This window comes from Pseudomonas saxonica, assembly GCF_007858365.1.
Classification (GTDB): Bacteria; Pseudomonadota; Gammaproteobacteria; order Pseudomonadales; family Pseudomonadaceae; genus Aquipseudomonas; species Aquipseudomonas saxonica.
Window position 1 is genome coordinate 529,927 of record NZ_VFIO01000003.1, and the last position, 21,891, is coordinate 551,817.

Consider the following 21,891-nt stretch of genomic DNA (forward strand, 5'->3'; position numbering starts at 1 on the left):
CAAACGGCTAATTGACTGCTCACGCCTCTGATCACCAAGGGATGACTCAACCCTGCGTTGCAGTACAATCGCTGCCTTTCATTGCCAATCGACCGGCCTTCCCATGATCGAACCCAAGCGCGTTTTACGTGCCCTTGCCGAACACTGGGCCCTTCTTGAGCCTCTGTGCGAACACTTCGACCAAGGCACGCTGAGCCTCAGCGAGCTGCGCCTGCAACTGGCGGCACATCAGCTGGACAGCACACCGCAAGACATCACCCATGTACTCGACAGCTGGATCCGCCTGGACATTCTGGTGCCGGTCGCGAAAAGCCCGAACCGCTTCGAGCTGAATGCGCAAATTCATGACTTTCTGGCCTATCTGCGCCGTGAACACCGTCTGGGTCTGTGCCTTGAAATTGAAGCCTACCTGCGCCATCTGGAGCGCTTGGCCGGTTATATCCAGGACGCGTTCGACATCCGTGACGGCAACGACCTGGCGCGCCAGCTGCGTTTGTTGGATATGCGCGTACGCGATGTTTTAAAGAAACTCGCTAACGATGAGCAGGCACTGGTCGCCGTGGCTGAACGGGCCAAAACCAGCGACCGGCAGATCCCTTTGCGCCAGCGCTATGCCGAAGTGTTGGCCACGTGGGACGAATACGTCGAACCGATGATCCAGTTGGTCAATGCCGACGGCGCCTTCGAACAAGGCGTGCGCAAGGTTGAAAACGTGCTGTTGCGCATGCTCAGCGAGCAGCAACGTCTGGGTCATCTGGTGGACGATGACATGCTGTTGCGCACCCACGCACGCATTCTCGAAATGCAAACCAGCGCCCAATTGACCTTGCGCCATGCCCGAGAACTGCTGCTGCCGTTGCGCGAAGAAGCGCGCCGACACAACGCCGTCACACGCGGCGCAGCACTGGCGCTGGCGGCGATTCGGCGCAAAGGCCTGGACGCCGTGCCCCAAGCTGCCATGCCGATGTTTACGCGCCCGCAAAGCACTTTTTTGGGCAGCGCCAGCCAGGTCGAAGCCTATGTGTACGCGCTGGCGCGCTTCGAGCCCAAGCCGGCACGCTTTCCCAAGGCCCACAAAACGCAGAAAGGCGAAGCGCCCAAGGCCCCGCGCACGGTCAAGGAAATGCTCGACCGTTGCAGCGATGCCCTGCCCATGCCGGACTTGATGGGCTGGTTGCTGACTCAGGAACCCGACGGCGATACCGACGAATTGCTCTATTGGTTCTCGCGCCTGTCGCGAGAAAAACGCTTCGTGCGCGAACGCCTTGAGCGTCGCGACTATCACACCCACGAACATCGGGTCAGCCTGCGCTCCTTCGCCCTGCTTTCACGCAGCGAAGACGCGACCGAACCTTCTGCGAGCCCTGTCCATGCATCTTGATCTTTCTGAACTGTCCCATCTGGCGCCGATTTTTCGTGAGTTGTTCAAGGGTTACCACGTCAGCCGTCGCGACCCGGAGCTGTACGCACAATTGTCGAATTTCCAGGATCAATACCGAGCCTTGTTCAAGGCACTGGGTTTTGAGTTGGTCTGTGATACCCGCGGCTTCTATTACTTCGTGCCTGACACCGCCACCGCGCAGGTCAACAAGACCGCGCAACGTCTGGCGCTGTTCACCTTCATCATCGTCGAGCATCTGGCCGATCAGGGCCGCGACCCGATTGCCGTGCTCGATGGCGGGAGCCTGGGCCGTGACGAACTGCCCGCGCTGCTGGAAAAATACCGGGACCTGTTCGTGCAGGCTGAAGTCACCACTCAGGACGAGCTGGAAGAAAAGATCATGCGCCGCATGACCCAACTCGGCTTCGCAAACGAAGAAAACGGCATCTACCGCTTTCTGCCGCCGATGCACCGCTTTCTCGATGTGTGCCTTTCGGTGCAGCAAGACCGTGACCTGGCCGCCAGCCTGCACAGCATTTTGCCGCTACCGACGCCGGTGTTGATCGATGATGACGCCGCCGATGAAGACGAAGAAGCCGCATTGGCCCGCGCCATCGCAGCCGAGCAAGAGGAGATGGACGCATGAGCCAGGAACGCTACGGCATTCGCCGCTTTGCCTTATTGAACACTGCCGGTTACAGCTTGGGTCTATTCCCGCTGGAACACCCGTTGTCGGTATACGGCGCCAATAACTTGGGTAAATCAGCCTCCATTAACGCCCTGCAGTTCCCGATTCTGGCGCGCATGTCAGACATGAGCTTCGGTAAATACACCCTGGAACAGTCACGGCGCTTTTACTTCGCCTCCGACACCAGTTACATCCTCGTCGAGGTATCCCTGCCCCACGGTCCACATGTGATCGGCGTGGTCGGGCGTGGCCCCGGCGGTGGCTTTGGGCACCAGTTTTTCGCCTACGCAGGCAAACTTGATTTAGCCCATTACCAGAAAGATGACACGTGCCTGCGCCAGAAAGAGCTGTTCACCAACCTTGAGCGTAACGGCCTGAAAGCTTACGAGCTGAAACCCGACGAGCTGCGGCGCTTGCTGGTCGGCGGGCACACCTCGATCCCGCTCGACCTGACCCTGATTCCTCTGCGCTCCACCAGCGAGCAAAGCTTGAAGACATTCCGCGCGTTGTTTATCAACCTGCTGCACATGCGCGAAATCACCGCGGCCAAGCTTAAGCAATTGTTCCTGGATGCGTTTGAACACAGCTTGCGCTCCGGCAGTGTGGACTACATCGCCGCGTGCGAAGAAGCCTTCCGCGATGTACGACGCATGGAGCAAGACTACAACGCGCTGGTGGGCGCCGGCCCCTTGGTTGAAGCCTTGGCCGCCGGCGTGCGCCAGCGTGATGTGCTGCGCGGCAAGCTGCATCGCCTGTCTCCATTGCTGGATTCGTTGCTGGGCACTTGGCAGGATTACGCCGGCGCGCGCAAGGAAGAGCTGCTGATTCAATCCGAGCATTACCGCAATGAGCAAGATGCCCTGCAAAACGATCAGCGCAACAGTACTCAGGAGCTGATGCGCCTTGAGCGGGAAATCGCGGGCATCCAGCGCTGGCTGGGCGAGTTGTCGGTGCTTAAGCACCGTTTCGCGCTGGTCGACGATGTAAAAGTACTGGAGCAGCAATTGCTCGCAGCCAAAGACGCCCACGACGAACTGGCTGGAGCGCTGGCGCAGTCGCGCCAGTTCAGCGCCGAAGACCTCGACGAGCGGGTGCGTGATCTGGAGAAACGCCTGAAGTCGGTGAAGCAGCAACTTGATCATGCCGACAACAACAGCTACGCCCGTTTGCGCGAGGAATTTTCGCAGCAGGATGTTGAGCGCCTGATGCGCCTGTTCAACAGCGCCCTGTTCAGCTTGCCGTTGGGTGAGCACGGAATTGCCCTGGACGACAGCGACACGTGGGTAAAGTCGCTGGAAAGCATCCTCGACGGTTTCAAGGGCGAGCGCTTCGAAGCGCCGGGGTTGTCTATCGATCTCAGCCACATCGAACCACCTGCGCTGCAAGCCCTCGCTGACCGCGCCGCGTTGCGCGAACAGAAAGAGCGTCTGGACAAAGAACTCAAACAACTTAAAACCCAGCAGGCGGTGACGTCTGATCGTGCGGCCAGTAAAAGTGAAGCCGAGTCGCTGTATCAGCAGGTGCTCGATGCACAAAAAGCACTGGAAGACTTCCGCCGCAGTCAGACGCTAAGCGCTGAAGAAGGCGAAAAACTCGAGCAACTGGCTCAGGCCGAAGCGGCGCAAGATGAATTGAAACGCTCCAGCGATGCCTTCACCGAGCGCGTTCAGCAATTGTCGGCCAAATTGCAATTGGTCGGCCGCCAGATCGGCGACATGGAAGCCAAGCAACGCACGCTGGATGACAGCTTGCGCCGTCGCCAATTGCTGCCCGCCGATCTGCCGTTTGGCACGCCATTCATGGATCCGGTCGACGACTCCATGGACAACCTGCTGGCGCTGCTCAATGACTATCAGGACAGCTGGCAAGGCTTGCTGCGCAGCGACGGCCAGATTGAGGCCTTGTATGCGCAGGTGCGCTTAAAGGGCGTGGCCAAGTTCGACAGTGAAGACGACATGGAGCGCCGTCTGCAACTGCTGATCAACGCGTATGCCCACCGCACCGAAGAAGCACTGACATTGGGCAAAGCCCGTCGCGCGGCCGTCACGGATATCGCTCGTACCCTGCGCAACATTCGCAGTGACTACGACAGCCTTGAGCACCAGTTGGCGTTGTTCAACCGCGAAATCAACAAGCGGCAAGTGTCCAATCTGCAAAGTTTCCGCATCGTACTGGCGCCCAACAAAGAGGCGCTCAAGCACATCGATCAAATTATCCACAGTGCCGGCCAGTACGAAGAAGGAGAAACACTCTCGGTGTTCGACCTCAGCCAGAGCGCAGAGCAGGACAACAAAAACGAAGAAGCCAAGGAGTATCTCGCACGTCTGGTGGCCGCCAATCACAACCAGTTGGGCCTTAAGGACTTGTTTGAGCTGGCGTTCGAGATCACCAAGGTCAACGGCCAGCCCGTGATCCATACCGATATCGATGGCGCAGCGTCCAACGGCACGACGATGACCATTAAAGCGCTGACCAACATGTATTTGTTGCTGCACTTGATGGATCGCGAACAGGCAGGCCGTATCCGCTTACCCTACTACCTGGACGAAGCTGCCGACATTGACGAAAAAAACCAGACCGCCTTGCTCGAAACCAGTTTGCAGTTGGGCTTTGTGCCTATTCTGGCCAGTGTAAAGCCACAGGTTTGCGCCCATGTCGCGATCGACCTAGAAGGCGGCAGTGGCCCCAACGGGATCTACATTGATGAGGATGACTGGAAATATATTCGCCGCCACGATGAGGTCAAATCTCCCGCGCCATTGGCGGTCGAGCAAACGGAGCTGATTCCAGTCTAAAAAAGCGCACCCTAAAAAAACCGCGACATAGCTCGCGGTTTTTTTATGCCCAGGCGCTCGTCATTCAAGTCGCAAAGTCCCCCCTCACAGCAAACCCATATGGAGCAATGGGCCAATTCATCAGGCCTCCAGTCATGAGCCGTTAAATTTTCCAATTATCAGAAAATTCTTACCTAAGAAAATGCTAGAACACGGCATTCTTGTCACTAAGCGGCTCTTGACACGGTTCAGCAAGAGATTTTGACCGCCATAAAATCCTTCCAGGCAGCAAGATTGCTACGTGTTATGAAGGTGTTAACGGATTCACCCTTTATTAAAAACTTACTCACATGTTAATTCACGCCCACTCAGAAAAAGCCACTTCATTGAACAAAGCCAATATGTTGACTTATTGCCAAATAGAGCAGCTTATAGGGATACATAAACTTACAATCAAGACCAAAACTTTATTTAGACAGTGTTCTTAAAGGATTACCAAGACCTACAAAATTAACCCATATAGTTGTAGGAATAATCATGCGGAAAGCCCTGATTGTCGACGACCACCCTTTTATTCGTCGGATCGTTCGTTCGGTACTGGAACAGTCAAACTTTCAAATAGCTGCTGAAACTGATAACGGTGCGACTGCATTGGATTTGGCGCGTGCCCACATTCCTCATTTGATGGTCCTGGATCTATCCATGCCCAAACTGGATGGGCTTGAGGTATTAAAACGGCTGCATATTCTTGGACTGCCCATCAAGGTGCTGGTACTCACCTCTAAAGGAGCCTCTTACTACGCGGATCGCTGTATCAGAGCGGGAGCCATTGGGTTTATAGAAAAAACCGAGGATGTCGACGCCTTAACCAAGGCGATCAATATTGTGATGAGTGGCCAGACCTATTTGAGCAATACGGATGTCAACCTTCCGTCTGTAGAAAATGAAGACCTCAATGACATTGAGTTGATTAAAACGTTATCCGATCGTGAGATGCACACCCTTCTCTATCTGGTGGCGGGCATGTCGAATAAAAAAATATCTGAAATCATGCTGCTCAGTGAAAAGACCGTCAGCACTTATAAAACACGCGTTATGACTAAGCTCAATATCAAGTCGGTGGTGTATCTGGCCGAATTTGCCAAACGAAATAACTTGATCGAATGAATAGAACGTCACTGCCTCACTTAGTGACCTTGTTATTGCTTTGCCTCCCCTCTACGGTTCAGGCGGAGCCGGTTAGCCTGCATTTACTGGGTCGTTCGCAAGTGGGCCAATATCACCTGGCCCCCAGTGTGCGTGAGACACAATGGCTCACTTCCAAAAAAAAATTGGTGTTGGGCACTTCCGCTCCTGACTACGCACCCTTTGATATTTCTACGGGTAGCGATTTCTATGAAGGGATCAGTGCAGACTATGCCGGGTTACTGAGCCAGCTCCTGAAAATCGAGTTGAGTGTGTACCGCTATACCTCGCGCGCCGAGGCGATTACAGCCCTTAAAAAAGGTGAAATTGATCTGCTTGCGACCGCTAATGCCTTTGAACAACAAGAACCTGAATTAATGTTCAGCACGACCTATGCGGTCGATACACCCTTGCTGATTACACGTATTGATCGACCCAAAGCCAGTGCGAGCACCGCCCTGCGCCTCGCCATGCTTGATCATTATCAACCGCCGGACAGGGTGAGGAAGGTGTACCCCGAGGCTGAGCTGCAATTATATGAGTCCACATTAGGGGCCCTCAGTGCAGTTACGTTTGGTCAGGCTGACACCTATTTGGGAGACGTGATCAGCACCCATAATCTGATCAATAAAAATTATTTGAATACGGTCTACCTCAAAGAATTGGCGCGCCTTGAAACGCAGGGTTTTGGGTTTGCAGTTCATGAGGATAATCCGCTTTTATTGAAGTTGATCAATGCTTCACTGGCGCTGATCCCACCCAGCGAGTCCAATGCCATTCTCAGCCGTTGGGGCGTTAGCATCATGGCGGATACGCAAGCACAACCCCTGAAATTTACAGCGGCAGAGCAACAATGGATTGAGCAAAACCCTCGCTTGAACGTGGTGGTTACCGATGACTTTTTACCGTTTACTTTTTTTGATGACCATGGCCAGTTTAGTGGGTTGGCCGCGGATATTTTAAATCGTATAAGCGTCAGCACCGGCTTGGAGTTCGATGTCATGAGCAGCTCCTCTGTGAGTGTCATGACGGACTCGGTAAAAGACGGCGATGCCGATTTGATTGCCGCCATGACCCCCAGCAGCAGCCGCTTGAATGACTTGCGTTTTACAAAGCCATACCTTTCAACGCCCTATGTTTTGATTACTCGCCTTCAATTGCAGGGCCCCGTTACCCTGGATCAACTCAAGGGCAAGCGTGTCGCGGTAATACCGGACAGCAGCCTGGCCACTTACCTGCACGAGTTTCATCCCGAGGTAGAAATCATCCCTGCCAACAACTCGGCACAAGCCTTGACGATGCTAGCCCAAGGCAAAGTGGAAGGTGCGATCAATGCCCTGATCAGTGCTCGTTATCTGATCAGGCAGCAATACGCTGACCAATTGCAGATCAGCAGTACTGTGGGCAAGACACCGGCGCAATTTTCATTGGCTATGGATAAGAGCGCTCACAGTTTGTACTCAATACTCAGCAAGGCGCTGGCACGTATTTCCCCTGAAGACATGGACGATATGACGCATCGTTGGCGCAGTGCCGTGGTGCTGGATAACTACTTGGCAAAATCGCACCTCGCTTCACTGTTGAGGATTACGGCCACCGCGGGGGGCGTGCTGTTCGTTGCGATTGTGTGGATTGTGTATCTGCGCCAGCTTATTCGCAGACGAAGCCGTGCTGAACGCGCACTCAGCGATCAACTCGCTTTTATGCGAGCGTTAATCGATGGCACCCCGCACCCGATTTATGTGCGCGATCGAGAAGGACGCCTGTTGATATGCAATGAGGGCTATCTGCAAACAGTGGGTTTAGCGCGTGAAACCTTGATCGGTAAAACCTTGCTGGAACTGCCCTTCAACCCCAGGCAACAACATGACAGCTTTCATGCTGATTATCAGAAGGTCATGCGCGAAGGCCGCCCATTAATGCGTGACCGTACCCTGGTCATGAAAAACGGCAGCGAATTGACGATCTACCACTGGATCCTGCCATACCGCGCCAGCGATGAAACGGTGGTCGGAATTATTGGAGGCTGGATTGATATCAGTGAACGCCAACAGTTGCTGGAACAACTGCAAGAAGCAAAAACCAATGCCGACCAAGCCAATTCGGCAAAAAGCGACTTTCTGACCACCATGAGTCACGAGATACGCACGCCCTTGAACGCAATTGTTGGGATGCTCGAACTGGCCACAAAAAAAGCCGAACAGGGCATGGCAGATGCGGCGTCGATTGGTCTGGCCTCGCATGCTGCACACGGCCTGCTTGAGTTAATCGGCGACATTCTGGATGTGGCACAGATTGAGTCCGGGCATATGTCGATCAATCAGCAGCGCACTCACTTGATGACGCTCGTGGAGTCCACGGCTCGGGTGTTTGAGGCTATGGCTCAACAGAAAGGGTTGCTCATGAGCTTTGATCTGGATCCTAAAATCAATACCGACGTGCTGATTGATCCGCTGCGTTTCAGACAGGTTTTATCCAACCTGCTGAGTAATGCCATCAAGTTCACCGACCGGGGGCAGGTACGTTTGAGCGTTCGAGCAAAAACGGGGGAAGACATCGGGCGGTTAAAAATCTGCGTCTTGGTTGAGGACACTGGCATCGGCATTTCCACAGCCGATCAATTGAACCTTTTCCGCCCGTTTACTCAGGTCAACCACTCCCACAAGCAACCTGGCGGGTCAGGTCTGGGCCTGATGATTTGTCGTCAGTTGTGCGCACTGATGGGCGGCGCACTCACCCTGACGAGCAGCGTGGGCAAAGGAACCCAGGTCAAACTGAGCCTGGACATCGTGACCGTGCTTGAACAAAACACCGCCCCTGCCCCGACAGAGCTGTCGGCGCGGCAAATGCGCCCTTTAAAAATATTGGTAGTGGATGACTACCTGCCCAATCGCCGATTACTGGCCCAACAGTTAGAGTACCTGGGGCATGCGGCGATAGAGGCTCAAGAAGGCACTCAAGCCCTCCAGCTCTGGCGGGCTCAGCGTTTTGACCTGATCATGACCGACTGTGCAATGCCCCTCATGAATGGTTACGAGTTGACTCAAAGCATACGTGCCGAGGAAACCACTCGTAGCCTGCAGCCCATATTGATTGTAGGTTTTACAGCCAATGCTGAAGCCGGGGAGACCGCCCGCTGCCTGGCCGCAGGCATGAATGACTGCCTGTTCAAACCTATCAGCCTGCACAATCTTGAGGCCCGATTGGCCTCAGCAGACTTGACGCCCATTGATGTAAGTGACGAACTGACACCTAGCGAGACACACAAGCTGATTGACCTTGAAGGTCTGGAACGCCTGAGTCACGGCGACGCGAATGCACTCAAGCATTTGCTGGAGCCGTTGATCAGTAGCCTTGAAGACGATATGACAGCATTGCTGCAAGTCTTTACCAAACATGATTTACCCGGCATGAGTGATGTGGCCCACCGGGTAAAAAGTGGCGCCAGAATTGTAAAGGCCACTCAGTTGGTGCAGTGCTGTGAAAATCTTGAAGAGGCGTGTCTGACGTGCGAGTGGAATCAGTTGGCGCGGCACGTCGATGAGCTCTATGAGGCAATGGCTCAGGTACTCGAAGTTATCGAGATGTATCGGGTTTGATCATGGAACCCTGAAGGAACTGCCCTCTCTAGATCATTGCTTAATCAAGCCTATTGGGTCCGATGCCGTGTAGAACAACTCAATGTATGCGGGAGCGGGCTTGCTTGCGATTGGATCAACGCAGTTTGTCTGTAAAACCACGTCGACCACATCACGAGCACGCCCGCTCCTAATCGAGTACGCCTTAAAAATGGGGTTAAGGAACACCCATGACCAGCGTGGCACTGCCGGTAAATGGCCCAGTGGCTGGGACGCTGCCAGGCCGACGGGTGAGTGCGAATATCACATCGTCTCCTCCAGAGCTGTTGTAGATATTGGTTCGAAATGAGGACTCGAGCCTCACTTGAGCGCCCGATCGCATGAGTCCCGTGCCCAAATTTGAATTGCTCATGTTGAGCACTCCCGAGTCGAACGATGCCGGCATCCCTTTGAACGTAATGGTGATAGGCATGGTAATGCCAGGATCAGGACATGAGTAATTCAGCCGGATGTTTTTCCTTACCGTAGTGCTATTGACACTTTCGCCAATTTTAGTGCGATCGACCTGATTAAAGTTCACGTCAATCGGCTGATTGTTATTAATCGTGCACGTTGAAGGTTCAACAACAAAGTTGTTATCCGCGTACAGTTCTGCCCGCACAATAGGCTCGACCGGATTGTTCGGATTATTATTTGTCTGCTTTAGCACCACTGTCCCCAAATGATCCCCTTGACGGATATCGATCGGATTGCCAGGGGAGCCTTGTATAAGAATGTACATATAGGTATTCATGTCAACGCCCTGGCGATTATTGCTCTTGATGGTCGCCAGATGAATACGGGGCCCGACCTCGACGGGATAATAGACTCCTTTGATACGCAGTCCCATTTTGTAGTTTTTGAATTTAGGGCCAGGGATCAAAGCGTTGTTCCAAGTGTGCCAAAAATCACTGTAAACAATCGGAAAGCCGTTAGGCGTAAAACGGCACTTCATAATGTAACCATCCAGATCAATTCGGCCTGAACCGGAGTGAGCTTGAATAGGAACATTGACGGAGATAGAGTCATAAGTCACCTCTTGCCAGGGACCTCCATTGATATTGCATTGGGATGCACTGGCCGCGTGCATTAGCAACAATAAAACAATGCCAGTTAAATATTTCATCGGGGTGTGCTCTCTGTTTAGAGGCCGTCGCTTTATCAACGCGCAGTCAGGGACAAAGGAATTACAGCGTTAGGGGTAATCCAGTGTAAAAGTTGAAGTGGCGGTAAAAACTCCCGCTTTTATGGATTTGTCCACAATCGCTTGCGGCTCAGCCCTTACATACGCTTTGAATTCAATGACATTGTCGCCATCGTTCAAGGCCTGTTTATCGCTGGTGACGTTAATGGGCAGCGGCACGTTCGCAGGGGTTTCCAGCCCCAACGCGATACCTCGGGCGACACTGCCACCATCCAGAGCCAGCAATCCAGGTAATGCGGCGTTTGGCGTGCCAGTAAACGTCGTAGTCACCGAGTCGGTAATACTGCTGTCGCAACCTTCAAGATGGATCTGGAATAACCGGCCAGGCGTGCGGGTATTGGCGTACAACTCTTGGCTTGAAACGTCTTGCATATCCAGCGATAGAGCATCGTCGCCTGGACGAAGCGTGCAAGGTTCAGCGATCAGATTGCCCTTGAAACTCAAGTTGTCGGCAGCCTTTGTCGTGGGGCTCTGCATGAGTGCCATCAGCATGAGTGCCGCTATCACGGGGGTTTGGCCCGTGTTTATTCTTTCACTGTTCATGTCATGCTCACTCTTTACTGAAATTCGGCGAGCAACGTCGCTGACGCCGCGAACCCACCCGGCCCTAGCACAGCACCTGAGCGCTTGACGGGTACGGCTTCCAGCACCGGGGGCGTTGACGGGTTTATGGGCAGCAAGGTGTTGAGATTAAAGGGCACTCCATTTTGTAGAAGCTGAATGCCCAGATCCGCGACGCTGGACTGCAAGGCTGAGGGCTCAAAGGAGGTCGCAGCCCCCTTGATCGTCAATACCATTTCCCAAGGCAACGTGCCCGGTGAGCAGGTAATGACGTAATTCACCGGTTTGAGATAGTTCGCACCGTCGACCTTGTTAATCCCCACATTTTTAAAGTCGATCTCTATCGCGCTACCGCCATTAATCGTGCAGGGCGGAGGCTCATTGAGCGTTCCATCAAAGGTGAGATTAGCCACAGCGCTGTTGCCATATCCAAGAACGAACAGTGCAAACAGAGCAGGTTGATTGCAGAACTTCATCTGTGTTTCCTTCTCATTGCAGCGCAACAACCAGCGTTGCCGAGGCTGTAAATGCACCGGTTCTTAACTTACTGGCGGGCTTTTTAACCGGCACCGCCTCCATTCTCGGCCGGTTCGGATAGGTGAATTTGGTGGTGGTATTGAGCGCCCAGGCAGCTCCATTTATGTATAACTTGACCCCCAAATCACTGTTACTGGTCCTCAGCGAAGAGGTATCAAACGCAGCCCCCGTCCCTTGTAGCCTCAAGGTCATCTCATTGGAGGTCTGGCCTGTGCAGTTCAGTGTGTAAGGCACTACCCGCCGGTAATTAACCCCGTTGATCCGGGTCGTCAGCAGGTCGCGTCCGAACGGCACGTTGAGCGTATTTCCACCGTTAATAACGCAGGTCGGCGGCGCCACAATTACGCCACGGATTTGCACATCGACTTGCGCCATCACCAGCGGGCTAAAGACCCATAGCGCCCCCGTACAAACGAGAAACGCCGCCGTGCTTATAGACTTGGCCATTATTGTGTCCTCACTCATAGTTGAGCCTGAAATCCACAGCGGCCCAAAACTGACCGTTAGTCAGCGCCGCCGACGTGCGCGTGGGATGGACATGCCAAATCAGCGTATCGCTGCCATGCGCCACAAATAATGGATACCCCCGTGAGCCCAGTTGCACATCGCGCCCCTCGGCATCGGTCAGACGCAAACCCAAGCCGCTAACGCCTCGCACCTTGACCAGACGCGGGTCGTCAGCATCCGCAGGCGCCAAAAACGAGACCGACACCACCGGCTGATAGGCGCTCCACACCAAGATGCCTTTGCGCTCATCTTCCAGGCTGCCCGAAGCCCGTCGGCACTCTTGCAAGCGCAATTGAAACGCAACGGGCGGGCCTTGATCACCAGGACGCTGCAACTGACTGCGAGGTAGGCTGCCCAAGTCCACGGTCTGATACGCCGACGTCATGTCGAGCACGCACGGGGCATGATGCAAGGAGCCGGTTATGTCCAACAAACCGCCCATTCCAGGTGTATCCGCTTGGGCCTGCAACACTGGAAGAATCAGTAAAAGGCTGCCCAAAGCCGTCTTTACGTTGGCATTCATGAATCTCTCCGGCGCCATGGGCTACTCATTACGCGGGGATGCATCGAGATCCACCTTGCACACGCTGCCACTGCAACTGAATGCCAGGACCGGACGCCCGCCGTAATCATTCACGTAGGTCAAATAGGGCGTCGCCCCCAGTGCCGCAGCGGTTGGCCCCAGAGTCAGAAAACCTTTGGGCGGCACCATAAGCGGCTCGAAACCAGCCGCTGTTTTGCCACTCTTGCTGTTTTTAGCATCGACCAGGGTCACGTAATAAGGGGTAGGGTTGTGGACTTGATAGCGGTCTGCGACTTGGGTCAACGTCAGCTTTTGCTGCCACGGGTTAGCCCGTTCCTGCTGGCTGGGCACTATTGATGCCGGGCGGTAGAACAATTTAATTCGTGTCTGCAGGGCTATTTGCAGGGTGTTGGCCTTGTCAGAGCGAGGAGGAATCTCTCGCAAATTGAAGTAATAAACGGTCTCCCTGTCTTGAGCGAGCGACTTTGCCGCTGGCAGTGCCTGAACTTTCACTTGGCTGTTTTTACCTGGCTCCAAACGTTGCACAGGCGGGAGCACGGTCAGTGGCGTAGAAATTTTGTTGCCCTGTTCATCCTCAATCCAGCCCTGTGCCAAATAGGGCAATTGGGTGTTGTTGTTAGTAATGCTCATGCTGACAGCGTCTTTGCTGCCATCAAAAATAACCCGGGTTCGATCAAGGCCAATGGCCGCATCGGCGTTACGGATCAAGCAAAACGCCACCAAGGCTATTGCCAATGGGGTGAACTGAACATTGAAAGTCATGAGGCTTGTTTCTCCATCTTGGCGCCCTGGCCCATCAGCGATTCGGGCGCAGACAAGTCGTCAGGGACTGTTTTATGGCAAGGCAAGTTGAGGGCTGTTGCGAGCCCGTCAGCAGGTAATTGAGTTGGCAAGGTCAGCGTGCAACGTTGTTGTCCGCCCCAACTCACATTCATGGTTTCCCCAGGCTTGATACCACTCAAGTAAACGCTTCCATCCTCATTCACAATCCCGGTGTCCTGCAGTTTTTGGTTTTTCACCGTCGCCCCAAATGGTGGGTATTCCCCGTCAGGAAGGCGCAGTACCGCCATGGCTTTGTGGCCGGAAATCACATCCAGATTGCGATAACCGATCGCACCTTCGGTGAGCGTCAGTTGAGTGACCGACTGCGTGGCTTCCACGTTGGACGGCAAGTTTTCAAGATCTATGCTGGCGGCTGTTCGGTAGTAACTGCTGACATCCGAAATCACGGCCTTGCCAAACGTGTTGCTGCGGGTCGATACGCCATAACCACGCACCGGAACATCGGGCACCCCCGCCGTATCGACGAGTAAGCGTGTACCGCCCATGCTGCTGGTCCGATGCAATGCGCCGCCATGGGCCGTGAGCGTGCCGCCACCACGGGCAGAGATGCCCAGACTGGTGTAATCGTCTTCTTGCATACTGGCGCTGATGTCGAGATCCGCTTGTGCACCGGTATGACTAAAATAACCACTGACTGAGGAGTCGCTGGCCGTCAGTTGGTAGCTGTTACGCGCATCCAGTCGATCACTGAATCGACCGGTGTAACGATTTTGGTTCTGAGTTCTGTTGACGCTGGTTGTGAGGGTGCCGGACCTGCCCAGCGGCAAACTCACTGATAGGTACATCCCGGTCGTATTGTTTTGCACACCGCTGCGTTGATCCCGCTCCTGGTTACGAAACAGGTTCATCGAAAGGCTCATGTTTTTGATGTTCCCTGCACTGAAATAACGTGCCATCGACAGGTTCCAGCGCTCACTGTCAGGACGGTCCCAATAAGATTGATTGCTGTAGTTCAGGTAAACGGACAACCCGGCATCTCGGAACTGTTTGTTGAATGTGGCTGTGTAAAGCGATTTGCTACCGCCAATGGGGCCACCGAAACGGCTGGCGTCCAGGTATTCGCTCATGCTGAGAAAGTTTTTTTCCGAGAACCGGTAACCAGCAAAGGTGACTTGGCTGTCGTATTCCTCGAAAGTTTTCGAATAACTCAGCCGGTAGGAGGCTCCCGAGTAATTCTTATCTTGCAACGTGGCTCGAGCCCGAGTGGCATCGAATGACACAGCCCCAAAAGCGAGCAGGTCTCGCCCCACCCCCATTGAGAGTGCGTTGTAATGGTTGTCAATAATGCCGCCGCCATACAGTGACCACCCATTACTGATCCCCCAGGAAAACTCACCCGTACCAAAGGTATTACCCTGCCCCCCCTCGTGAAGATCTGAAGGCCGGCCAGCGGCCACTTTGTAACGCACAGTGCCTGGGCGGGTGAGATATGGAATGCTGGCTGATTCAACCTTGAAGGTAGTGACGCTGCCGTCTTGCTCTTCTATGCGAACGTCCAGCGAGCCGGTAACGGCGTCATTCAAGTCTTGAATACGAAACGGGCCAGCCGCGACCAATGCCTCATATAACACTCGGCCTTGCTGGCTGATGATGACCTTCGCATTGGTTTTGGCTACGCCCACTACTTCTGGCGCATAGCCTCTTAAATTGGGGGGTAACTGACTGTCATCGGAATTAAGCGCAGCACCCGTGAACCGGAAGCTGTCGAACAAATCCGAATACAAATAGTTTTCGCCCAGCATCAGCCGTGACTGGATGGCGGGTAATGCGCGATAGGCATAGAAACGGCTCCACTCCATCTTTTGATGGCTTTGCTCGCGGCCTTCGACGCGCCCCTGCCAGTCTGCACGCAAGCGCCATGGCCCGACATTGGCACCCACCGTGCCGTTGCCACTGACTTCATTGCGACTAGCATCATTGCCTTGGTGAATAGTTTGCGCGGTCAGGTTGTAGTCGAGCATCACCCCAGAAACACCTTCATCCCATCGCGAAGGCGGGTCCCAATTGATTGCGCTGTATTGAAGGTAAGCTTGAGGTACCGAAAGATAGAGCGTGGAGGTACTTAAATCGCCCTCAACTTCCATTCCGGCCAAACTATTGAGGTCAAGGCACTCTCCGCCTTTCCACCAGGTGAGTTCTTTTTCGCTGTCTTGTTTGAGCCCTAATTGCGCGATCAATTCGGGCGATACACAGGCCGCGCTACCTCTGGGGTCATCTTCTGGTGGGTAAAAAGAAACACGTTGTTCTGGCAGCAACTGGTTATTGATCTGCACCGACATGGGATACGTGCCAGGCAAGATAAAACCACTGCGCGAGAACTGACTTAAATCGATATTCGTGCGGTCATTCACGTCGAGAATATCGGTATTGAATTGAACCTCCCCGCCGGCAAATGCCTCCACACTGAACGACATTAGACCTCCCAACATACCGGGAGCGAGCACCACTTTAAGGATGGGCACGTTAATAAGGGAAAACAGCCGAGACATTTCAGTAATACTCCAACCTGAAACGCACCGCAGCGCGATGTGCTCCAACAACCATGGGTTGATTATTGCCAACCAATTGAATGATGTAGTGCAGCGCCAGATCATTCGCAGTAACAGGCATCATCGGCATGGGCACGCCAGGCATACTTTCGCGCCCTTGCCTGTCGGTGATATGCAGCGCCACACCCTGTGAAGTTCCTTGTGCAGCAAATGAGCGCCCCTCGCGGTCAGTTAAACCTTCAAAGGTCACCCTTACATGCTGCCAGTCAGGCAGGTATTCCCCAGGACTTTCAGGATCGGGCCGTGTCAATGTGCAGGCCACCAGCCGCAATGTGAACGGATGAGGATCACTGTCCCCGTCCCGAATCAGCCGCCCTACAGGGACAGGATCCATTTCAATAAGTTGATAGGCACTGCCAGCATCCAAGGCACAGGCAGAGTCCACAATCTGCCCTTCTAGCGTAACTATCCCATTACCTTGATTGGCCGCTGAGGCGCTAATGAACAGCGTTGAACCAATAAGGAGAGAGGAAGTAACCGCCAACGTTGAAAGTACGTTCACGTTAATCACCACTGACTATTGTCCTGCCACCGAGTTATCGGTGGCAGGACAACTACTTATTGATAAGCCAGAGAGAAGTTGGTGATAGCGGTAAACTCACCCGGGGTGATATCGCCTGTTGCAGCACCTTTCAGGTAGGCACCAAATAACAAGGTGTTAGGACCGTCCTGCAACATTTGTGGCTGAGTAGCGGTACCCAGAGTGATGACCGTGCCGCTACCGTCAACCATCATGATGCCTGCCCCACCAGCATCACCCACGATACCCAATGCCCCTGGGACCGCTGCAGATGAGGCACCCGTGAAGGTGCTGGTTACTGTCTTGTCTGTAAGGCTGCCGATATCGCAACCATTGAGTTGAATCTTGAACTCTTCAGGGCTCGAACTGCCCCCTGCGGTCAGTTCAGATTTAGCCACCTGCCCCAACCCAACAGTTTGATCAACACTTTCCGGATCGATAGAGCACGCAGCCTCAATAATAGCGCCCTCAAAAGTAACCGTACCACCACCCGCCCCTGCCGCATAAACAGCAGAACTGGAACTTGCCAACAGAATCATGGAAGCCAATGCAGTTTTTAATGAAACGCTCATTAGAATCACCCTAAGATAAGATTATTAGAATCCCGGGATTATTTATTAGAGAGAATGCGCCAGAACCGATAACTTCCCTGCCATCAACAACAAACACACTTTCACGCCACCCTCCAAACAGGCAGCACTTACCCCCATTCAAACAGGCACCGATAGACTTCTATAATCGCCTGCCCGCTTAAACCAATAAATAACACCCGTAAAGTTTCGCCGTGGTTGCACTCAATAGCTGGATCCTCCATTCCTCTATTAACGCAAACCTGGCCGGAGAGAACTTTTAGTAATCTACCCCCTCAAGGCGAATTCACATGTAGGAATTCCCTGAAGTTTTCAAAATTGTTCGACCGAGGCACGCCCCAGGCAACCTCGGTTAAAAAAAAAGCCGCGATCAGGGATCGCGGCTTAGGGTTGGGACGGTGAGATTGGGTCGACTTATTTACCCAGAGGGATTTTGGGCGACCATTGCAGCCATTCATCTTCAAATTTGTCAAATAACGGGAAAGTTTGTTCAGGTCGCGCCTGATTCCCCATTGCTGCATTGTCCGGCGTGGCGAAGGCGATTCCACCTTGCACCAGGGTTTCCAAAGATTCAGTCCGAATGGTTGCGCCTTTGAACAAGCCAAAGTCGACACCGAAGCCACTGGTGTTCCAGAAGCGGCTACCACTGCGCACTAGAGGCGCATAACGAGGCTCGATGAGGATATGCACTAGCACTCGATCGGCGGTTGCACCCAGTTCATAACCCGTGACCTTCCCTACTGTCACTTCGCGATAGGTGACCGGCACACCCTCTTTAAGCGACCCACGACGCGCTGCGCTTAATACCAGGCTTAATCCTGCTTGCGATATAGCGGCCTCAGGAGCCTGATCCAAGGCAGTGAAGTGAGTTTGTGAGCCCAATGGTTTAGCTGCCGGCTGTACTTCAATGTACTGGCCTGTCACCAACGTTTCGAGGTTCGCGGTTTTCATCAATCCGAGCTCAGGTTTGACCACCCAGAACTGGCTGCCGACCCTCGCAATGCGATCGGGAACTTCAGTGATGCGTGCTTGCAGCAGGACAGATTGCAGGTCGTCACTCAGGTCAACGCTTTCGATCTTGCCGACCGTAAGCCCTTTGAAACGGATAGGTGATCCGCTGCTAAGACCATCAGCACTCGCCACTTTGATGCTGATAGGTACGCCCTGCTGCATGGCGGCATCACGATCACTGAAGAGGCGAAAACGTGGAATACGCTTTTGCAAAGGCGCAGTTGCTTTCGGGGTTTCAAAGGCAATGCCGCCCGCCATCAGACTTTGCAAAGATTCACTTTTAACCTGAATGCCGCCGGTCAATCCACCCGTCAAGGTGATGCCGCTGGCGTTCCAGAAACGAGTCGAAGCATTGACGAGGTTTTCGTATTCCTTTTCGATATGCACACCAATAACCAACTGTTTTTTGGTGCGCGAAAATTGGTAGCTCTGAACCGAGCCGACTTTGACCTGTTTGTAGAGTATTGGGCTACCCACTTCCAGCGAGCCCAGGTTATCGGTGAACAGCACCATGTGCAGGCCTGGCGATCTCAGGTCCAGGGGCGGTGCTTTGGGGCGCGCAACAAACTCTCGCTCGGGAGTGTTGCCTTTGTCACCTGGACGGATAGCGATGTAGTTACCTTTGACCAAAGCCTCCAGCCCTGTGATACCGGCCAGTGAGATGGACGGTTTGACTACCCAAAACTCAGTACCTTGCACCAGATAATCTTCAGCCAAAGGGTCGAGCGCCAATTCGGCACTGGCGCTTGTCAGGTCTGGATCTACTTTCAACGTCTTGAGGCTACCAACCTGTATACCTTTGTACATCACAGGTGTGCGACCCGCTTGAAGGCCTTCAAAGTCGCTGAGTTTGACTTTGACTTTGATGCCCGCCTGAGCAGCGTCGAAATCTTCATACAAGCGGAACGGTAAGTTGGGGTCCGTTGGCGGGCTGTCTTGACGATTCTCCGGGGTGGCAAACGCAATACCGCCGGCTACGATGCTGGCCAGTGATTCGCTGCGCAGTTTTAATCCCGAGAGATTCGCGTCGATGCTAATCCCGCTGGCATTCCAGAAACGCGTATGTTTGCGCACAAGATTGGCGTAAGTCGGCTCGATAAAGACTTTGATCTCTACAGTGCTTTGATCTTCTGAAAGCACATAGCTTTTGACTTGCCCCACCTGAATTTGTTTGTAGAACACCGGGCTGCCGCGATTGAGCGAACCCAGACGATCAGCCTTAAGGCTTAAATGCAGACCTGGCTTTGCATCAGACAGGGGTGGCTCTTGTGACAGTGCCTTGAATTTACGTGCGGGCTCACCATCGGCAGGGCTGACGGCGATGTAATTGCCCGATACCAGTGTTTCAAGACCGGTGATCCCCGCTAAAGAGACGCTGGGCTTGACCAACCAGAAGCGAGTATTGGTTTTGAGGTACTGCTCAACGTCTTTGTCCATTTCGACGGTGGCAATCACGCCCTTGTTAGGGCCGTCCTCATCAAGGGCAAGGGTTTTGACCTTACCCACAGGCATGCCTTTATAGACCACCTCGGTCTTGTTGGCGACGATGCCTTCGCCACTTTCAAAACGCACCTGAATGTCGATTCCCGTTTGGGTATAGGCACGCCATCCCAGCCAACCACCGATGATCAGGGCAATGAGGGGAAGAATCCAGATAGCAGACCAATTGGAAGCCGGTCGGGTTTTAGCGGTAGGTAAATCACTCATGGTCGTCGTCCGACTCCGTATTATCCCAAATCAGTCGGGGATCAAAAGTTACAGCTGCAAGCATCGTTAGCACCACTACGCTGGCGAAGGCAACAGCGCCGAGATTAGCCTCGACGCTGGCTATCCGCCCGAAATTCACCACCGCCACCAGAATGGCGATGACAAAAATATCGAGCATTGACCAGCGCCCAATGAATTCAATAAATCGGTACATGATGATGCGCTGACGAGCCGACAAGGGCTGGTGTCGCTGCACCGAGAACAAGAGTAAGGCAATACCAACCAGCTTAAAGGTCGGCACCAGAATACTCGCGACAAACACAACGGCGGCAATCGGAATCATCCCGTGCTGCATTAACTCGATAACACCGGCCATTATCGTGCTGGGTGAACCTTGACCCAGGGAGTTGATGGTCATGATTGGCAGAAGATTGGCCGGAATGTAGAGAATGGCTGAAGTCAGCAGCAGCGCCCAGGTTCGCATCAGGCTGTCAGGTCGACGGGCGTGTACTAGCGCGCCGCAGCGGGTACATGTTTGCTCATCTGTTTCAGGGTCTTGTTTGTTGAGTTCGTGACACTCGTTGCAGGTCAAGATACCAGCATCAATCGCCCGCATGGCTATCCTCCCCTGATAGTGCCTGCCAGATCTGATGGGGCGACATCACCACTTCGAGCCAGACTTGAACCAGTAATAAACTGACAAAACAGATTAAACCCAGGCCAAAACTCAGCTCGGCCAAATCGGCCAGTTTCACGATCGCGACCAGCACACCCATCAGGTACACCTCCAGCATGCCCCAATCGCGTAAATGGTGATAAATGCGGTAGATCAGCAGACCATAGCTACGGCCGATATTCCAACGGATGCTGAGTAAAACTGCCAGTTGGCACAATAGCTTCAGCAAAGGAATGGCCATGCTGCACAGGAACACCACAACAGCGATCTCTGGCATACCGGTATTGAACAATCCGAGCACACCGCTCCAGACAGTGTCTTGCGACGACTGCCCCAAAAGATTGAGCTGCATGATGGGTAGAAAGTTCGCAGGCACGTATAGCAGCAGAGCGGCTATCACCAGTGCAAGACTGCGTTCGACTACGTTATGCCGGTGTGCATATAGCTCATAGCCGCAACGCGGGCATTGAGCTTTCTCACCGAGGGCGAGCTGTGGTTTGCGCATCAGCAAATCACATTCATGGCAAGCCACTAACTCGTCCAGCGGTAAATCTGACACCCTGCGGGTGTCAACCGAATCTGGCATATATGAAGTCTCGGACTCAAAAATGACTGTGCCTATTCTAGTGCGCAGACTGCAAAATAACTGCGCCTATTTGTAGGACTTTGTCTGCAAGCTGTAAGCGAACGGCTTGGGGCATACCGAGGGTATTCAAACGTGCTGCTTGTCGATCGCTCGGGCTTTTTCGCGCACAAAAACAAACACCCTGTCTGCGTGAGCAGACAGGGGGTTTGGAATTTAATCTTGACGATGACCTACTCTCACATGGGGAAACCCCACACTACCATCGGCGATGCATCGTTTCACTACTGAGTTCGGGATGGGATCAGGTGGTTCCAATGCTCTATGGTCGTCAAGAAATTCGGTAGCCAGCGCGTTTAACCTTACGGTCAACGTTCCAGCGAATGGGTATGTAATAGAATTTGGTGCTTTGCG

The 21,891-nt window shown here is 53.6% G+C and carries 17 protein-coding genes and 1 rRNA gene; 5 read left to right on the plus strand and 13 right to left on the minus strand.

Going from position 1 to position 21,891, the window contains the following annotated elements:
- The first annotated feature begins 103 nt into the window (after positions 1-103).
- The 5 genes from mksB to FJD38_RS12225 all read left to right on the plus strand — a co-directional run bounded on the left by mksB (position 104) and on the right by FJD38_RS12225 (position 9,627).
- Entirely contained in the window at positions 104-1,381 is a 1,278-nt protein-coding gene (gene mksB / locus FJD38_RS12205) for an Mks condensin complex protein MksB (protein ID WP_146385504.1), read from the plus strand.
- Positions 1,371-2,027, plus strand: a complete 657-nt coding sequence (mksE, locus tag FJD38_RS12210; protein ID WP_122786319.1) for an Mks condensin complex protein MksE — start codon at positions 1,371-1,373, stop codon at positions 2,025-2,027. The genes mksB and mksE overlap by 11 nt, the downstream gene beginning before the upstream one ends.
- Positions 2,024-4,864, plus strand: a complete 2,841-nt coding sequence (mksF, locus tag FJD38_RS12215) for an Mks condensin complex protein MksF (protein ID WP_122786318.1) — start codon at positions 2,024-2,026, stop codon at positions 4,862-4,864. The genes mksE and mksF overlap by 4 nt, the downstream gene beginning before the upstream one ends.
- A gap of 516 nt (positions 4,865-5,380) precedes the next feature.
- On the plus strand, positions 5,381-6,010 hold the full coding sequence (locus FJD38_RS12220) for a response regulator transcription factor (RefSeq protein WP_122786317.1): 630 nt from the start codon (positions 5,381-5,383) through the stop codon (positions 6,008-6,010).
- Complete coding sequence (locus FJD38_RS12225) at positions 6,007-9,627, plus strand: transporter substrate-binding domain-containing protein (RefSeq protein WP_146385505.1); 3,621 nt, start codon at positions 6,007-6,009, stop codon at positions 9,625-9,627. The genes FJD38_RS12220 and FJD38_RS12225 overlap by 4 nt, the downstream gene beginning before the upstream one ends.
- A 196-nt stretch (positions 9,628-9,823) precedes the next feature.
- On the opposite strand, the gene FJD38_RS12230 is transcribed toward FJD38_RS12225, so the two are convergent.
- From FJD38_RS12230 to rrf, 13 genes are all read right to left on the minus strand, one after another.
- On the minus strand, positions 9,824-10,771 hold the full coding sequence (locus FJD38_RS12230; RefSeq protein WP_122786315.1) for a fimbrial protein: 948 nt from the start codon (positions 10,769-10,771) through the stop codon (positions 9,824-9,826).
- A gap of 69 nt (positions 10,772-10,840) precedes the next feature.
- A complete protein-coding gene (locus FJD38_RS12235; protein WP_146385507.1) occupies positions 10,841-11,392 on the minus strand; it encodes a fimbrial protein in 552 nt (183 codons plus the stop codon).
- Positions 11,393-11,406: 14 nt separating this feature from the next.
- Positions 11,407-11,886, minus strand: coding sequence for a fimbrial protein (locus FJD38_RS12240; protein ID WP_146385509.1), 480 nt, complete (start codon positions 11,884-11,886; stop codon positions 11,407-11,409).
- Positions 11,887-11,899: 13 nt separating this feature from the next.
- Entirely contained in the window at positions 11,900-12,394 is a 495-nt protein-coding gene (locus tag FJD38_RS12245) for a fimbrial protein (RefSeq protein WP_146385511.1), read from the minus strand.
- Positions 12,395-12,404: 10 nt separating this feature from the next.
- The gene (locus FJD38_RS12250) at positions 12,405-12,977 is read right to left on the minus strand and encodes a fimbrial protein (protein WP_158637861.1); all 573 of its coding nucleotides are present in this window, start codon (positions 12,975-12,977) and stop codon (positions 12,405-12,407) included.
- Between the two features lie 21 nt (positions 12,978-12,998).
- Positions 12,999-13,760, minus strand: a complete 762-nt coding sequence (locus FJD38_RS12255; protein WP_146385513.1) for a fimbria/pilus periplasmic chaperone — start codon at positions 13,758-13,760, stop codon at positions 12,999-13,001.
- Positions 13,757-16,330: an outer membrane usher protein gene (locus FJD38_RS12260; RefSeq protein WP_158637862.1), complete on the minus strand. Its 2,574-nt coding sequence runs from the start codon at positions 16,328-16,330 to the stop codon at positions 13,757-13,759. The genes FJD38_RS12255 and FJD38_RS12260 overlap by 4 nt, the downstream gene beginning before the upstream one ends.
- Position 16,331: 1 nt before the next feature.
- Positions 16,332-16,892 carry a fimbrial protein gene (locus tag FJD38_RS12265; protein ID WP_233609162.1) on the minus strand — a complete coding sequence of 187 codons (561 nt, stop codon included), beginning with the start codon at positions 16,890-16,892 and terminating at the stop codon, positions 16,332-16,334.
- A gap of 56 nt (positions 16,893-16,948) precedes the next feature.
- On the minus strand, positions 16,949-17,482 hold the full coding sequence (locus tag FJD38_RS12270) for a fimbrial protein (RefSeq protein WP_146385515.1): 534 nt from the start codon (positions 17,480-17,482) through the stop codon (positions 16,949-16,951).
- 432 nt (positions 17,483-17,914) lie between these two features.
- Complete coding sequence (locus FJD38_RS12275; RefSeq protein WP_146385517.1) at positions 17,915-20,218, minus strand: PqiB family protein; 2,304 nt, start codon at positions 20,216-20,218, stop codon at positions 17,915-17,917.
- A complete protein-coding gene (locus tag FJD38_RS12280; RefSeq protein ID WP_122786309.1) occupies positions 20,211-20,834 on the minus strand; it encodes a paraquat-inducible protein A in 624 nt (207 codons plus the stop codon). The genes FJD38_RS12275 and FJD38_RS12280 overlap by 8 nt, the downstream gene beginning before the upstream one ends.
- Complete coding sequence (locus FJD38_RS12285; protein WP_122786308.1) at positions 20,821-21,480, minus strand: paraquat-inducible protein A; 660 nt, start codon at positions 21,478-21,480, stop codon at positions 20,821-20,823. Before FJD38_RS12285 ends, FJD38_RS12280 begins: the two co-directional genes overlap by 14 nt.
- A gap of 217 nt (positions 21,481-21,697) precedes the next feature.
- Positions 21,698-21,813: ribosomal RNA gene (rrf, locus tag FJD38_RS12290) — 5S ribosomal RNA — on the minus strand.
- Between the last annotated feature and the right edge of the window lie 78 nt (positions 21,814-21,891).

Coding starts and splice junctions, on each gene's coding strand:
- mksB (WP_146385504.1), top strand. CDS start 104: ATGATCGAACCCAAGCGCGTTTTACGTGCCCTTGCCGAACACTGGGCC.
- mksE (WP_122786319.1), top strand. CDS start 1,371: ATGCATCTTGATCTTTCTGAACTGTCCCATCTGGCGCCGATTTTTCGT.
- mksF (WP_122786318.1), top strand. CDS start 2,024: ATGAGCCAGGAACGCTACGGCATTCGCCGCTTTGCCTTATTGAACACT.
- FJD38_RS12220 (WP_122786317.1), top strand. CDS start 5,381: ATGCGGAAAGCCCTGATTGTCGACGACCACCCTTTTATTCGTCGGATC.
- FJD38_RS12225 (WP_146385505.1), top strand. CDS start 6,007: ATGAATAGAACGTCACTGCCTCACTTAGTGACCTTGTTATTGCTTTGC.
- FJD38_RS12230 (WP_122786315.1), bottom strand. CDS start 10,771: ATGAAATATTTAACTGGCATTGTTTTATTGTTGCTAATGCACGCGGCC.
- FJD38_RS12235 (WP_146385507.1), bottom strand. CDS start 11,392: ATGAACAGTGAAAGAATAAACACGGGCCAAACCCCCGTGATAGCGGCA.
- FJD38_RS12240 (WP_146385509.1), bottom strand. CDS start 11,886: ATGAAGTTCTGCAATCAACCTGCTCTGTTTGCACTGTTCGTTCTTGGA.
- FJD38_RS12245 (WP_146385511.1), bottom strand. CDS start 12,394: ATGGCCAAGTCTATAAGCACGGCGGCGTTTCTCGTTTGTACGGGGGCG.
- FJD38_RS12250 (WP_158637861.1), bottom strand. CDS start 12,977: ATGAATGCCAACGTAAAGACGGCTTTGGGCAGCCTTTTACTGATTCTT.
- FJD38_RS12255 (WP_146385513.1), bottom strand. CDS start 13,760: ATGACTTTCAATGTTCAGTTCACCCCATTGGCAATAGCCTTGGTGGCG.
- FJD38_RS12260 (WP_158637862.1), bottom strand. CDS start 16,330: ATGTCTCGGCTGTTTTCCCTTATTAACGTGCCCATCCTTAAAGTGGTG.
- FJD38_RS12270 (WP_146385515.1), bottom strand. CDS start 17,482: ATGAGCGTTTCATTAAAAACTGCATTGGCTTCCATGATTCTGTTGGCA.
- FJD38_RS12275 (WP_146385517.1), bottom strand. CDS start 20,218: ATGAGTGATTTACCTACCGCTAAAACCCGACCGGCTTCCAATTGGTCT.
- FJD38_RS12280 (WP_122786309.1), bottom strand. CDS start 20,834: ATGCGGGCGATTGATGCTGGTATCTTGACCTGCAACGAGTGTCACGAA.
- FJD38_RS12285 (WP_122786308.1), bottom strand. CDS start 21,480: ATGCCAGATTCGGTTGACACCCGCAGGGTGTCAGATTTACCGCTGGAC.